This is a genomic window from Rhizobium phaseoli, from assembly GCF_010668805.1.
In the GTDB taxonomy this organism is placed as follows: domain Bacteria; phylum Pseudomonadota; class Alphaproteobacteria; order Rhizobiales; family Rhizobiaceae; genus Rhizobium; species Rhizobium phaseoli_A.
This window is the reverse complement of sequence record NZ_WUFT01000018.1, coordinates 116,395-130,396: the sequence shown is the minus strand read 5'-3', so window position 1 is coordinate 130,396 and position 14,002 is coordinate 116,395. Positions and strand designations below refer to the sequence as shown.

The 14,002-nt window shown below is 62.3% G+C and carries 15 protein-coding genes, 2 pseudogenes and 1 riboswitch; of the genes and pseudogenes, 8 read left to right on the top strand and 9 right to left on the bottom strand.

Features of this window, described 5'->3' with window-relative positions; translation table 11 throughout:
* From GR197_RS24875 to GR197_RS24860, 4 genes and pseudogenes are all read left to right on the top strand, one after another.
* Positions 1-194 (top strand): annotated as a pseudogene (locus tag GR197_RS24875) (S-(hydroxymethyl)glutathione dehydrogenase); the annotation flags it as partial.
* Positions 194-679, top strand: coding sequence for a GNAT family N-acetyltransferase (locus tag GR197_RS24870; RefSeq protein WP_164014361.1), 486 nt, complete (start codon positions 194-196; stop codon positions 677-679). The pseudogene GR197_RS24875 and the gene GR197_RS24870, both read left to right, overlap by 1 nt.
* On the top strand, positions 676-1,143 hold the full coding sequence (locus tag GR197_RS24865; RefSeq protein ID WP_164014359.1) for a YaiI/YqxD family protein: 468 nt from the start codon (positions 676-678) through the stop codon (positions 1,141-1,143). Before GR197_RS24870 ends, GR197_RS24865 begins: the two co-directional genes overlap by 4 nt.
* Before the next feature lie 164 nt (positions 1,144-1,307).
* Positions 1,308-1,622, top strand: coding sequence for a DMT family transporter (locus GR197_RS24860; RefSeq protein WP_164014357.1), 315 nt, complete (start codon positions 1,308-1,310; stop codon positions 1,620-1,622).
* 50 nt (positions 1,623-1,672) lie between these two features.
* On the opposite strand, the gene GR197_RS24855 is transcribed toward GR197_RS24860, so the two are convergent.
* From GR197_RS24855 to crcB, 7 genes and pseudogenes are all read right to left on the bottom strand, one after another.
* Positions 1,673-2,065, bottom strand: a complete 393-nt coding sequence (locus GR197_RS24855; RefSeq protein ID WP_007629199.1) for a DoxX family protein — start codon at positions 2,063-2,065, stop codon at positions 1,673-1,675.
* 136 nt (positions 2,066-2,201) lie between these two features.
* Positions 2,202-3,734 (bottom strand): acyl-CoA carboxylase subunit beta, encoded by a 1,533-nt coding sequence (locus GR197_RS24850; RefSeq protein ID WP_164014356.1) that lies wholly within the window; start codon positions 3,732-3,734, stop codon positions 2,202-2,204.
* A 68-nt stretch (positions 3,735-3,802) separates the two neighbouring features.
* Positions 3,803-4,261 (bottom strand): hypothetical protein, encoded by a 459-nt coding sequence (locus GR197_RS24845; RefSeq protein WP_164014353.1) that lies wholly within the window; start codon positions 4,259-4,261, stop codon positions 3,803-3,805.
* A gap of 66 nt (positions 4,262-4,327) precedes the next feature.
* Positions 4,328-5,113: an ATP12 family chaperone protein gene (locus tag GR197_RS24840; RefSeq protein ID WP_164014351.1), complete on the bottom strand. Its 786-nt coding sequence runs from the start codon at positions 5,111-5,113 to the stop codon at positions 4,328-4,330.
* Positions 5,114-5,122: 9 nt separating this feature from the next.
* Positions 5,123-5,765 (bottom strand): annotated as a pseudogene (locus GR197_RS24835) (HAD-IA family hydrolase).
* On the bottom strand, positions 5,762-6,751 hold the full coding sequence (locus tag GR197_RS24830; protein ID WP_164014349.1) for an RluA family pseudouridine synthase: 990 nt from the start codon (positions 6,749-6,751) through the stop codon (positions 5,762-5,764). Before GR197_RS24830 ends, GR197_RS24835 begins: the two are co-directional and overlap by 4 nt.
* A gap of 94 nt (positions 6,752-6,845) precedes the next feature.
* The gene (gene crcB / locus GR197_RS24825) at positions 6,846-7,223 is read right to left on the bottom strand and encodes a fluoride efflux transporter CrcB (RefSeq protein ID WP_164014347.1); all 378 of its coding nucleotides are present in this window, start codon (positions 7,221-7,223) and stop codon (positions 6,846-6,848) included.
* A gap of 121 nt (positions 7,224-7,344) precedes the next feature.
* On the opposite strand from crcB, the gene GR197_RS24820 reads away from it, so the two are divergent.
* Positions 7,345-7,611: a hypothetical protein gene (locus GR197_RS24820; RefSeq protein ID WP_164014345.1), complete on the top strand. Its 267-nt coding sequence runs from the start codon at positions 7,345-7,347 to the stop codon at positions 7,609-7,611.
* Positions 7,612-7,685: 74 nt separating this feature from the next.
* Here the strand turns inward: GR197_RS24820 and GR197_RS24815 are convergent, their stop codons facing one another.
* Together GR197_RS24815 and GR197_RS24810 are read right to left on the bottom strand one after the other, a co-directional pair.
* Positions 7,686-8,687 carry a DUF1775 domain-containing protein gene (locus GR197_RS24815; RefSeq protein WP_164014343.1) on the bottom strand — a complete coding sequence of 334 codons (1,002 nt, stop codon included), beginning with the start codon at positions 8,685-8,687 and terminating at the stop codon, positions 7,686-7,688.
* 72 nt (positions 8,688-8,759) lie between these two features.
* Positions 8,760-9,140: a hypothetical protein gene (locus GR197_RS24810; protein WP_164014341.1), complete on the bottom strand. Its 381-nt coding sequence runs from the start codon at positions 9,138-9,140 to the stop codon at positions 8,760-8,762.
* A gap of 158 nt (positions 9,141-9,298) precedes the next feature.
* A riboswitch (glycine riboswitch) is annotated at positions 9,299-9,390 on the top strand.
* Between the two features lie 156 nt (positions 9,391-9,546).
* Between GR197_RS24810 and gcvT the strand changes: the two genes are divergently transcribed.
* Genes gcvT through gcvP form a run of 3 tightly spaced genes read left to right on the top strand, consistent with a single transcriptional unit; the run spans position 9,547 to position 13,932 of the window.
* Positions 9,547-10,683 (top strand): glycine cleavage system aminomethyltransferase GcvT, encoded by a 1,137-nt coding sequence (gcvT, locus tag GR197_RS24805; protein WP_164014340.1) that lies wholly within the window; start codon positions 9,547-9,549, stop codon positions 10,681-10,683.
* 22 nt (positions 10,684-10,705) lie between these two features.
* Positions 10,706-11,068 (top strand): glycine cleavage system protein GcvH, encoded by a 363-nt coding sequence (gene gcvH / locus GR197_RS24800; protein WP_097619626.1) that lies wholly within the window; start codon positions 10,706-10,708, stop codon positions 11,066-11,068.
* Positions 11,068-13,932 carry an aminomethyl-transferring glycine dehydrogenase gene (gene gcvP, locus GR197_RS24795; protein WP_164014338.1) on the top strand — a complete coding sequence of 955 codons (2,865 nt, stop codon included), beginning with the start codon at positions 11,068-11,070 and terminating at the stop codon, positions 13,930-13,932. The genes gcvH and gcvP overlap by 1 nt, the downstream gene beginning before the upstream one ends.
* The last annotated feature ends 70 nt before the right edge of the window (positions 13,933-14,002 follow it).

Below are 14,002 nucleotides of genomic sequence, written 5' to 3'. Positions count from 1 at the left end.
GCCGCAACTGGATGGGCACCGCCTTCGGCGGCGCGCGTGGGCGTACCGACGTGCCGAAGATCGTCGACTGGTACATGCAGGGCAAGATCCAGATCGACCCGATGATCACCCACACGATGCCGCTCGAAGACATCAACAAGGGCTTCGACATGATGCACAAAGGCGAAAGCATCCGCGGCGTGGTGGTCTACTGATGCCTTCCAAGACCTACACGACCGACCTCAAGACCTTCGATGAGCTGCTCGCGCGGGAGCTCTACGCCCTCTTGAAAATGCGCGTCGATGTCTTCGTCGTCGAGCAAAACTGTGCCTATCCGGAACTCGACGGCAAAGATGTCGATGCCCTGCATTTGCGGTTGCTGGAGAGCGGCGAACTTCTGGCTTCGGCGCGGATCCTGACACCGCACGAGCCGCATGATCCGTCCAAAATCGGCCGCGTCGTCGTCTCGCCGGCCCATCGTGGTAAGCGCCTCGGCGATGCATTGATGCGCGAAGCGATCTCCGCTTGCGAGCGGCTTTATCCGGCAAACCCCATCGCCTTGTCGGCGCAGGCCCATTTGCGCCGCTTCTACGAATCCTTCGGCTTCAGCGTGGCATCGGAGGAATATCTGGAAGACGGCATTCCCCATATCGACATGGTCCGTCAGCTGGCCATCCAGCCGGCAAGGATATTGTCATGATCTATGTCGATGCCGATGCCTGCCCGGTGAAGCCGGAAGTGCTGAAGGTCGCAGAACGCCACGGTCTCGAAGTTACCTTCGTCGCCAATTCGGGCCTGCGCCCGTCGCGCGATCCGATGATCCACAATGTCATCGTCTCCAACGCCTTCGATGCCGCCGACAACTGGATCGCCGAACGCGCCGGCGCGGGCGACGTCGTGGTCACCGCCGATGTGCCGCTCGCGGTGCGCTGTGTCGCCACCGGCGCCTTCGTCAGCGGCCCCACAGGCCGCGTCTTCGACGAGACCAATATCGGCATGGCGAGCGCCATGCGTGATCTCGGCGCGCATTTGCGCGAAACCGGCGAAAGCAAGGGCTACAACGCCGCCTTCAGCCCGAAAGACCGTTCACGCTTCCTCGAAACCTTCGACCGCCTCTGCCGCCGCGCCAAGAGCGTTTCCTCAGAGGCCGGCGGTCAGCCGTAATCTCATTCCCAAGCCCGCAAGAAACGGGTGGCACGGTAGCCATGCGGATTCCTACCTTGAACACAGCCGTTCCCTAACGCATATAGGGTTATCGCAGACGACTGCGGCATCTTGAGGATGCAACCGTCGCGGGGACGGCCTCGCTCTTGAACAAGGAGAGTCGTATGGCCTGGTTTCTGCTTTTTCTCGCCGGTCTTTTCGAATGTGGCTGGGCGATCGGCCTTAAATACACCGATGGTTTCACACGGCCGCTGCCGACCGCATTGACTGTCATATCCATGGTGTTCAGCATCGTGCTGCTCGGCCTGGCGGTGAAGCACCTGCCGATCGGCACCGCCTATGCGGTCTGGACCGGCATCGGCACGGTCGGCACCGTGTTCCTCGGCATCTGGCTGCTGGGCGATGAGGCAAGTGTCTCCCGTCTTGCCTGTATCGTGCTGATCGTCGGCGGCATCGCCGGTCTCAAGCTTACCGCCTGATCACCAAAACGCTGCGGGAGCATCGTAATGCCCCCGCAGTCAATATCAGCTCAGGCTGCCTTGCGGTTATCGACGGAAAATGCGCCGGGACCGGAGAAGAACAGGTAGAGGAAGACGAAGCAGAACAGAATCGCGGCGTCGCCCTGATTGACGGCCGGGAAGAAGCTGTTCGGGGCATGCGCCATGAAATAGGCAACCGCCATTTCACCGGCGAGCAGGAAAGCGACGGGACGCGTCAGCAAGCCGACGAGAATAAGGATGCCGCCGACAAGCTCAAGAAAGGCCGCGAAAAGCATCAGCGGCGGCAGCGAGCCCGACATCTGCGAGGCCGGGAAGCCGAAAAGCTTCATCGTGCCATGTTCGATGAACAGCAGCGCGGTGATGATTCTGAGAGCGGCCAGCCCATAGGGGCGGTAGGCAGAAAGACGCTCGAAACTTGACATAAAACCTCTCCATTAAAAGAATACCGCCGAGCGTTAGCCTGTCGCCGGCAAGGATTGAACACACGGATCGCTGACAACTGTTCACATTTTCGACAGCTAAACACCTGATCGGACGATTTTATTCATCGGCCAAATCTTAAAGCGGGATGTTGTCGTGTTTCTTCCAGGGATTGGCGAGATCCTTGTTGCGCAGCATCTTCAGGCCGCGCGCCAGCCGCCGCCGGGTCGAATGCGGCATGATCACCTCGTCGACATAACCGCGCTCGGCGGCGACGAAGGGTGAAAGGAAGCGATCCTCGTACATTTTCGTGTGGGCGGCGATCTTTTCCGGATCGGCGATATCCTTGCGGAAGATGATCTCGACCGCGCCCTTGGCGCCCATCACGGCGATCTGCGCCGTCGGCCAGGCGTAGTTGAGATCGCCGCGCAGATGCTTCGAGGCCATCACATCATAGGCGCCGCCAAAGGCCTTGCGGGTGATGACCGTCAGCTTCGGCACCGTTGCCTCGGCATAGGCGAAGAGCAGCTTGGCGCCGTGCTTGATAAGACCGCCATACTCTTGCGCCGTCCCCGGCAGGAAGCCCGGCACGTCGACGAAGGTGACGATCGGAATGTTGAAGCAGTCGCAGAAGCGCACAAAGCGTGCTGCCTTGCGCGACGCGTCGCTGTCAAGCACGCCGGCCAGCACCATCGGCTGGTTGGCGACAAAACCGACGGTGGAGCCTTCGACGCGGCCGAAACCACAGACGATATTGCCGGCGAATTTTGCCTGGATCTCGAAGAAATCCCCCTCGTCCGCCACCTTCCGGATCAACTCCTTGATATCGTATGGCTTGTTGGCGCTGGCCGGCACCAGCGTATCGAGCGACATGTCGACCTCTGTCACCGGCTGGTAACATTCGATCTCGGGCAGCGGCGCGGTGTTGGAAAGCGGCAGGAAATCGATCAGCCGGCGCACCTGCAGCAGCGTTTCGACATCATTCTCATAAGCGCCATCGGCAATTGAAGAGCGCACCGTGTGGACCACGGCACCGCCGAGTTCTTCCGCCGTCACCGTCTCGTTGGTGACGGTTTTCACCACATCAGGCCCGGTGACGAACATGTAGGAGGTGTCACGCACCATGAAGATGAAATCGGTCATCGCCGGCGAATAAACGTCGCCACCGGCACAGGGGCCCATGATGACGGAGATCTGCGGGATGACGCCGGAAGCAAGCACATTGCGCTGGAATACCTCGGCATAACCGCCAAGTGCCGCCACGCCCTCCTGGATGCGGGCGCCGCCTGCATCATAGATGCCGACGATCGGCGCGCGGTTCTTCAGCGCCATGTCCTGCACCTTCATGATCTTCTCGGCATGCGCTTCCGAAAGCGAGCCGCCGAAGACGGTGAAGTCCTTGGCGAAGACAAACACGGTGCGGCCATTGACCGTGCCCCAGCCGGTGACGACCCCGTCGCCGGCAACACGGCTCTTGTCCATGCCGAAATCGGTGGAGCGATGTTCAACGAACATGTCGAACTCCTCGAACGAGCCTTCGTCGAGGAAGAGGTCGATGCGCTCGCGCGCCGTCAGCTTGCCGCGCTTGTGCTGGGCGTCGATGCGCGCCTCGCCGCCGCCGAGGCGGGCGACGCCGCGGCGCCGTTCCAGTTCTTCGAGAATTTCCTTCATGCGATTTCCTCGCTTTGTTTCCGCATGTTGTGATCGCAAAACTGCAGCACACTTTTGCGCGACATGCTTTAGCGCCCACGCCCGCTGAGTGAGAAAACCGAGCGTATCCTGGCTGCGACGTCCTCGGCCAGGATCTCGTCGGCGAGCTTGGGGTCGGCGGCAATGCTGGTCACGTCGAAGGCGCTGACGGCGATGACCGATCCGTCCTCGACGGCGGCCGCGTCGATGCTGATCTTGGCGACGTTGCGGTCCTTCTGGAAGCCGAGGCCTTTCTCGATGGACACCACGCGGATCGTCAGCACCACCCGCGGCAGCACGGTGTCGCGCACCGTGGCGTTGATCGCGGCGTTGACGCGGTCGTTGATGCCGCCAAGCAGCTCGGCCGGCATGTTCGGCCCGGAGACAACCACGGCACTGCGCACATCATAGACCGGTGCCTCCGGCTTTTTCGCCGAGAGGCTGCCGCAGGCCGTAAGCGCGACACAAACGAGTGCGGCCCGGCAAAAACACGACCTCAGCCAATTCATCGCAAAATCCCGCACGCCCTGTTGGAGTCGCAGATTTCGTCATAATGGCGGGGAAGGCAATATGTTTCAGGCGCTTAGGGCGAAAAAAACATCCGTCGCCGCCCTGAAGTCGGCAAAGCGCTTGGCCCGCCGCTCCTCGGCTTCCTCGTCGCCGCCCCAATGCTCGATCGTCCAGTCCTCGTCGAGATGGGCAAGCGACCAGGCTTCCTCCATCGTCACCCGGCCGCAGGCAAAGGCGAGCGCCAGGATCGCCGAACCGGTGAGCGTGGTGACTGTGTGGAGTGCCGCGAGGGCGATCGGGTTGTCATGTCTGGCGAGCGTGACGGCGAAGGCGGCGATCGCCTCGCGCGGCTGCTCACGCGGCATCACGCCTTCGATGAGGATGAAGCGGGCGCCGAGATCGTTCGCCGCCCAGTCGACCACCGGGTCCCAGCGCTCGGCCTGGCGCTCGACCAGCAGTTCCGGCCCATCGGCGCGGTAGCAGATAAGGTCGCTCGACGAAAAGCGCAGGATATCCTCAAGAATCGCCTGCGTGTTGCCGGTAATGCCGTCGAGCGCGGTGTTGACGAGCCGCGTCATGGGCATCGTCATGGGATCGATCTCTTCGCCCTGCGCCTGCCATTCGGCGGCAACCAACCGCGCCAGCGCCTGCGTGGGAACGGCGAGAACCAGCCGTGCCGGCGTGCGCACCATCTTGCCGTCGAGCGTGATCGCAAAACCACCCTCGTGCTCGGCAACCGAGACGTCGGTGTAGAAACGCTTCGGCAGCGGCTTCTTCATCTGGATCTGCGCCCGGCGGATCGGATCGGGATGGCTCAGGCCTTCGGAAAGATCGTTCAGCAGATCGCGCATAGGCTCACCTCAGGAAAAATGGCGTAGTATCTCGTTTGGATGATAGGCGATCGCATCGGCGCCGTTGGCGATCAGCTCATCCACGCTGGCATAGCCCCAGGCAACGCCGATCGCCTTGGCGCCGGCAGCCTTTGCCATCTGCATATCGTAAATGGCATCGCCGATGACAATGGCATCAGCGGCATTCATCACAGCATTCCGTCACCATGGCCGGATGCGGCTTGGAAGGGCAATCGTCGGCGGTGCGGGCAACGGTGAAATGTCGGTCGAAGCCGTGCGTCTCCATCACGAGGTTCAGCCCGCGCCTGGATTTTCCTGTCACTGCGCCGATCAGCAGATCCTCGCGCCCGGTGATCGCGTCGATCATCTCGCGAATGCCGGGAAACAGCGGCTCCCTGTAGTCGAGATCCTGGCGCACGACCGAAAACAGCGATTTGTAATGCGCCGTCATCTCGATATCGGCCTGCTCGACATGCGGCCTGCCCTGCATGCGGGCAATCGCGATATCCAGCGATAGGCCGATAATCGCCTTGGTGTCCTCAAATCGCGGTTCCGGCTTGCCGAATTTCTCGAAGGTCCGACGCATGGTTTCATGAATCAGGCCGGCGCTGTCGACCAGCGTGCCGTCGCAATCGAAAAGGGCGAGTTTCATTCGCTGTCCCTTTCAGCGCCGGCAAGGTCGAGACCGAGCAGGTTCCAGGTCTGCACCATATGCGACGGCAGCGGCGCGCTGACGCGCAGGCGGCCGCCGGACGGGTGCGGGATGTCGATGCGGCGCGCATGCAGATGCAGCTTCTTCTGGACGCCGCCCGGAAAATCCCAATTCGGATCATCGTCGAAATATTTCGGATCGCCGATGATCGGATGGCCGATATGCAGGGCATGGACGCGCAATTGGTGGGTTCGGCCGGTATAGGGCTCCATCTCCAGCCATGCGAGGTTCTGCGCCGCCGTCTCCAGCACGCGATAGAAGGAAATCGCATGGTCGGCGCCGTCCTCGCCGTGTCTGGCGATGCGCATGCGGTCGCCATCGGCGGTGGGTTCCTTGACGAGCCAGGTCGAGATCTTGTCTTCGTGTTTGCGCGGAACGCCCTTGACCAGCGCCCAATAGGTCTTCTTGGTGTCACGTTCGCGGAAGGCGGCCGTCAGCTTCTGTGCGGCGCCGCGGGTGCGGGCGATGACGAGAACACCAGACGTATCGCGGTCGAGGCGATGGACGAGCCGCGGCTTCTCGCCCTTCGGGCTGGTCCAGGCTTCGAGCATCTGGTCGATATGCCGGGCGACACCGGAGCCGCCCTGCACCGCAATACCGGGCGGCTTGTTGAGCACGATCACCTTATCGTCCTCATGCAGCACCATGCGCGACAGGAGTTCGAAATCGGACGAATGCTTGAGATCCTTGCCGGCGATCGGTCCGGACTTCTTCGCATCGACATCGAGCGGCGGCACTCGCACCGTCTGGCCGGGCTGCACGCGCGCATCCGATTTGACACGGCCGCCGTCGACGCGCACCTGGCCGGAGCGCAAAAGCTTCTGCAGCGGCCCAAAGCCGAGCCCTGGAAAGTGCACCTTGAACCAGCGATCGAGCCGCATGCCCGCTTCGTCGGCTTCAACCTTGATATGTTCTATGCCAGCCATAAAAAATCTTTCGGAAATTGCAGCGCGGACCAAGCCGGCGTTCTTGCCGCAGCCTTTAGAGCATTTTCAAGCAAAACGGAAACCGGAAAAGAAATCAGGCCACAGCGCGCATGACGGCAAGGCCCGCCATGACGGCCGCCATCGAAAGCCCGACGCTCGCCGCGATGTAGATGCCGCCCGCCACCGCCTCGCCGCGCTCGAACAGCGAGATCGCATCCAGCGAGAAGGCCGAGAAGGTGGTGAAGCCGCCGAGGAAGCCGGTGATCAGCAAGAGCCGCAGTTCCACCGAGGCGTTGAACCTGCGCGCGATCAGCTCGGCGAAGACGCCGATGACGAAGCAACCGGCGACATTGACTGCAAGCGTGCCCCAGGGAAAGGCCGGGCCCATCAGCCTCAGCGTCCATTGGCCGACATAATATCTGAGAAGGGAACCGATAGCGCCGCCGACCGCGACGAGAAGAGCCTGGATCATCAGCCGGATTTATCGCAACTCCGCAAAGATTCCAATCGCGACGGAATGAATTCTTACCATCCGGTAAAATGCCGATGATTTTTTTATGATGGCGCCAAGATCATGCCTATACGGTGACGGCATGACCCAGCTCCTGACCGTATCGGCCAACACTGCTGCCATTGCCTTCGAATCGCTGAGGATTCCCCAGCGTGTCGCGACCAGCACTGCCGCGCGCGATGCACGCCGCATCGCCGACCGGCAATTGCAGGCCGACAGCCCGGATCAGGCCGAGGAACCCTCCAGCATCATCCAGTCGACGGAAGTGGCGCTCGACCTGATGGCCAAAGGCAACCGCCAGCCGCAGGCCGGCCTCAAGCAGGCTCTGCAATCCTACGAAGAGGTCTGAGGCAACCGCCTTATCAATGAAAGCCCGCGACTGCGATCACAGTCGCGGGCTTTCCTGTTTCAATCGGATCGCGCTTACTTGCCCTGCGCCGACAGCACCTGCAGTACCAGGTCGACCTTGCCGGCCTTTTCGAAGGTCAGCGTCACCGCCACGCTATCGCCCTGCTTGAATGGCGTCTTCACCTTCTGGAACATCAGATGCAGGTTGCCGGGCTCGAGCTTGACCGTCTGGCCAGCGGCGATGGCGATGCCGTCCTTCAGCTGGCGCATCCGCATGACGTTGTCCTTCGTCACCATCTCGTGGATCTGAACCTCGCCTGCTGCAGGCGATGTCACAGACAGCAGCCGGTCGTCCGTCTGGCCGTTGTTCTTCACCGTGAAAAAGCCGCCGCCGACCGGCTGGCCGGGCAGCATCGCCTTGGCGAACCCGCCGGAGACTTCGAGATCGCCGGCCTTGACCGTTTCATCGGTTGGTGCCGCAGCACCCATCCCAGGCATACCGGACATGTTCATGCCAGCCATGTCGTCATGATCGTGACCATGGTCTTCGCCGGCAACAACCTTCAACAGCGGTGCCGGGGTTTTCATCCCATGCGCGTCGCCGCCATCCTTTGCCACCTGATCCCAGGCCTCGACCGTGTCGCCGCACATCTGCGTCACCGGAAAGGCGAGCGAAGTGCCGGCCTCGACGCCCGAAACCTTACCCTGGATGACGAAGGTGTCGTAGAAATCGTCGGAGAGATTGCCGTTCTTCCAGCGGATCTCGACCGCGCCTGTCTTCACCTTGTCGCCGTGATTGTCGTAGGTCTTCTGGTAGTCGCCCTTGATTACCTCGAGCTCCCAGCCGGCCTTCGGCTGCGGCTTGGCGAAGACAAAGCCTTCCGGCAGCTTGACCCGCACTTCCGTGGTGGCCTTGCCGTCGCAGCCGTGCGGCACCTGCAGCGTCGCGAGAATTGTGGTCTCCTGGGTCGCTTCCCTGTCGAGGAAGGTCACATGCGCTTCTGCGCCGGCGATCGCGGTCGCGGAAAGAAGGGCGGCAAGCGCGAATGTCTTGCCAAATGTCTTGCTAATCTTCATCGGATATCTCCTCGCCGGCCGCGAATTTCTCTCAGGCAAACCGGCATGCTGCATCATAAGTGCGAAGGCAGATCAGGCGAGGATGGGAGGCGCGCGGGAATTTGCCCGGCTGACGGCGCGTGCGCCGGTAACGGCTGATGTTTCGATCGGCGAATTGACGAGCGAAGCGAGCTTGCGTTCGAGCCAGGAGCCGGCATCCGGTGCCGGTAGGATCACGGTGGCCGACAGCCGGCAGGCTTCGCAATTCGGCTTGAAGGCGGCGGGCTTGCCGTCTGCGTCCTTCCCCGTGACGCAGAGCGAAGCGAAGGTGCCGTCGGGCAGCATATAGGCCGCCGCATGATAGCCTTCGGAGGCGACAGCCTGCTGCGGCTGATGGGCAAGACCGAGCAAAGCGAAGCTCAATGCGCAAAGCATGCGCAAAAACAGCGTCGCTTTCAGTCCGGTCGGCCGCATGAGATCCCCTTCAACAGCAAGCCGCGATAGCCGGTTTACAGCCGAAATGCAAAAGCAGATTTGCTGCAGTTTAAGGCCTGATCGGAATAAGACGACAAAAATTTGCTCTGTGACGACATTTGCCGCTTGCCAAGAGCCACAACCGCCGGATAATTGCGCCAACCTTGTTGGGAGAATCCGGTGCTTTGCCACCGGTGCCGAAGGAGCAACCGCCCCGGAAACTCTCAGGCAAAAGGACCAGCAAGGGGCAGACGGAACTCTGGAGAGAAGCGTTCTCGAAACGCTCGCCGAAGGGATAACAATCTCAGGCAAAGGGACAGAGGGGGCTCAGGAGAGAAGTGCGCAGCCGCGCCTTCAGATTTGAGCCCGCGCCTTCGCAAGAAGGCGCAAACCCCGGAGGCGTCTTTTGGACGATACTGCTGCCCTGAAGAAAACCCCGCTGCATGCCCTGCATCTCCAGCTTGGCGCCCGCATGGTGCCGTTTGCGGGCTACGACATGCCGGTGCAATATCCGGCCGGCGTAATGAAGGAGCATCTCCATACCCGCACCGAGGCCGGCCTCTTCGATGTCTCCCACATGGGCCAAGTCATCGTGAAGGCGAAATCCGGCAGCTACGAGGACGCCGCGCTGGCGCTCGAAAGCCTGGTGCCGGTCGATTTCCTCGGCCTTGCCGAAGGCCGCCAGCGCTACGGCTTCTTCACCGACGACAGCGGCTGCATTCTCGACGATCTGATGATCGCCCATCTCGACGACCATCTTTTCGTCGTCGTCAACGCGTCCTGCAAGGAAGCCGATCTCGCCCATCTGCAGGCTCATATCGGCGACCGATGTGACATCACACTGCTGAACCGCGCTTTGATCGCGCTGCAGGGACCGCGTGCGGTCGAGGTTCTCGCCGAACTCTGGGCCGACGTGGCGGCGATGAAATTCATGGATGTGCGCCACTGCCGGCTGCACGATGTTTCCTGTCTTGTCTCGCGCTCCGGCTATAGCGGCGAGGACGGTTTCGAAATCTCGATCCCGGCTGATAAGGCCGAGGATGTCACCATGCGGTTGCTCGAGCATCCCGATGTCCAGGCGATCGGCCTCGGCGCCCGTGACTCTCTGCGCCTCGAAGCCGGCCTCTGCCTCTATGGCAACGATATCGACACCACCACTTCGCCGGTCGAAGCGGCGCTGGAATGGGCGATGCAGAAGGCAAGGCGCACGGGCGGCGCACGCGCCGGCGGCTTCCCGGGTTCCGGCCGCATCCTTTCCGAACTCGAAAACGGCGCCGCCCGCCGTCGCGTCGGCCTGAAGCCTGAGGGAAAGGCGCCGGTGCGCGGCCATGCCAAGCTCTATGCCGATGCCGAGGGCAAGGCCGAAATCGGCGAAGTCACCTCGGGCGGCTTCGGCCCCAGTGTCGAGGGCCCCGTCGCCATGGGCTACGTGCCGGTCTCCCATGCAGCGGCCGGCACGCTCGTCTACGCCGAGGTGCGCGGCAAATATCTGCCGATCACCGTCAGCGCCCTGCCCTTCGTCACACCGACCTACAAACGCTAAACCTTTCCAGAGAGGACGAACAATGCTGAAATTTACCGAAGAACACGAATGGCTGCAGATCGAAGGCGGCGTTGCAACGGTCGGTATCACCAATTATGCCGTCGATCAGCTCGGCGACCTGGTTTTCGTCGAACTGCCGGAAGTCGGCGCGACCTTCTCCAAGAACGGCAATGCCGCGACCGTTGAATCCGTCAAGGCTGCCTCCGACGTCTATTGTCCGCTCGACGGCGAGATCACCGAGGTCAATCCCGCCATCGTCGCCGATCCGTCGCTGGTCAATTCCGATCCTCAAGGCGCCGGCTGGTTTTTCAAGCTGAAGCTCGCAAATGCCGCGGACGCCGACGGCCTGCTCGACGAGGCCGCCTATAAGGAGCTCACCGCGTAATGACGACGCCGACTGAATTCCAGTTCACCGACTATCAGCCCTACGATTTTGCCAATCGCCGCCACATCGGTCCCTCGCCGGCCGAGATGACCGACATGTTGAAGGTGATCGGCTATAACAGCCTCGACGGCTTGATCGACGCGACATTGCCGCCCGCAATCCGCCAGAAGGCGCCGCTCGTCTGGGGCGCGCCGATGACCGAGCGCGAGGCGCTCGACAAGCTGCGCGAGACCGCCAACAAGAACAAGGTGCTGGTGTCGCTGATCGGCCAGGGTTACTACGGCACGATCACGCCGCCGGTCATCCAGCGCAACATCCTGGAAAATCCGGCCTGGTATACGGCCTATACGCCCTACCAGCCGGAGATCAGCCAGGGCCGCCTGGAAGCGCTTCTCAACTACCAGACGATGGTCTGCGACCTAACCGGCCTCGACGTCGCCAATGCCTCGCTGCTCGACGAGGCGACCGCCGCCGCCGAAGGCATGGCGATTGCCGAACGCGTCGCTAAATCGAAGGCAAAGGCCTTCTTCGTCGATGCCGATTGCCATCCGCAGACCATCGCCTTGATCCGCACCCGCGCCGAGCCGCTCGGCTGGCAGGTCATCGTCGGCAATCCCTTCACCGATCTCGATCCGGTCGATGTCTTCGGCGCGATCTTCCAGTATCCGGGCACCCACGGCCATGTGCATGATTTCACCGGCCTGATTTCTCGCCTGCACCAGGCCGGCGCCATATCGATCGTCGCCGCCGATATCCTGGCGCTGACGCTGTTGAAATCACCCGGCGAAATGGGCGCCGATATTGCCGTCGGCTCCTCGCAGCGCTTCGGCGTCCCGGTCGGCTATGGCGGCCCGCATGCGGCCTACATGTCGGTCAAGGATGCGATCAAGCGCTCCATGCCCGGCCGTCTCGTCGGCGTTTCAGTCGATGCCCGCGGCAACCGCGCCTATCGCCTGTCGTTGCAGACCCGCGAGCAACATATCCGCCGCGAGAAGGCGACGTCGAACATTTGCACCGCCCAGGTGCTACTGGCCGTCATGGCCTCGATGTATGCGGTCTTCCATGGTCCCGAGGGTATCAAGGCGATCGCTCAGCAGGTGCACCAGAAGGCCGTGCTGATGGCCAAGGGCCTGGAAAAGCTCGGCTATAAGGTCGAGCCGGAAAGCTTCTTCGACACCATCACCGTCGATGTCGGCCACATGCAGGGGCTCATCCTGCGCGCCGCCGTCGCCGAAGGCGTCAATCTGCGCAAGGTCGGCGAAACCCAGATCGGCATGAGCCTTGACGAGCGCACGCGGCCGGCAACGCTCGAAGCTGTCTGGCGCGCCTTCGGCGGCAATTTCACCATTGCCGATTTCGAGCCTTCCTATCGGCTGCCGAGGGGCCTGCTCAGAACCAGCAATTACCTCACCCATCCTATCTTCCACATGAACCGCGCCGAAAGCGAGATGACGCGTTACATCCGCCGGCTCTCCGACCGGGATCTGGCGCTCGACCGCTCGATGATCCCGCTCGGTTCCTGCACGATGAAGCTCAATGCGACGGCGGAAATGCTGCCGATCACCTGGCCGGAATTTTCCGACATCCATCCCTTCGTGCCGGCCGACCAGGCGCTCGGCTACCGCGAGATGATCGACGACCTGATCGAAAAGCTCTGCGCCGTCACCGGATACGACGCCTTCTCCATGCAGCCGAATTCCGGTGCTCAAGGCGAATATGCCGGTCTGCTGACGATCCGCAACTTTCATATCGCCAACGGCGAGGGCCATCGCGACGTCTGCCTGATCCCGACCTCGGCCCACGGCACCAACCCGGCCTCGGCCCAGATGGTCGGCATGAAGGTGGTGGTCGTCAAGGTGCGCGAGAACGGTGACATCGATCTCGACGATTTCCGCGCCAAGGCTGAGGCGCATGCGGCAAACCTCTCCTGCTGCATGATCACCTACCCTTCGACGCACGGCGTCTTCGAAGAGACCGTCAAGGAAATCTGCGATCTCGTGCATACCAATGGCGGCCAGGTCTATCTCGACGGCGCCAACATGAACGCCATGGTTGGCCTGTCCCGTCCCGGCGACATCGGCTCGGACGTGTCCCACCTCAACCTGCACAAGACCTTCTGCATCCCGCATGGCGGCGGCGGCCCCGGCATGGGGCCGATCGGCGTCAAGGCGCATCTGGCGCCCTACCTGCCCGGCCACCCGGAAACCGACGGCCGTTCCGGCGCGGTTTCGGCCGCAGCCTTCGGCTCGGCCTCGATCCTGCCGATCTCCTGGAGCTACTGCCTGATGATGGGCGGCGAAGGGCTGACGCAGGCAACCAAGGTGGCGATCCTCAACGCCAACTACATCGCCGCCCGGCTGAAGGGCGCCTATGACGTGCTCTATAAGTCGGCCGCCGGCCGTGTGGCGCATGAATGCATCATCGACACCCGCCCACTGGTCGACAGCTGCGGCGTGACCGTCGACGACGTCGCCAAGCGGCTGATCGACTGCGGCTTCCATGCGCCGACGATGAGCTGGCCGGTGGCCGGCACGCTGATGATCGAGCCGACGGAAAGCGAGACCAAGGCCGAACTCGACCGCTTCTGCGAGGCGATGCTGGCAATCCGCGAGGAAGCCCGCGCCATCGAAGACGGCCGCATGGACAAGGTGGACAATCCGCTGAAGAACGCTCCGCACACGGTGGAAGACCTCGTCGGCGAATGGGACCGTCCCTATACCCGCGAACAGGCCTGCTTCCCGCCCGGCGCCTTCCGCGTCGACAAATACTGGTCCCCGGTCAATCGCGTCGACAATGTCTACGGCGACCGCAACCTGATCTGCACCTGCCCGCCAGTCGAATCTTATGCCGAGGCGGCGGAGTAGCAGCAATTCGGCAAGCCCCTCTCACAGGTTGGGAGGGGCTGCCTGCGCGTCGGCCTTCGATGCGCGCAAC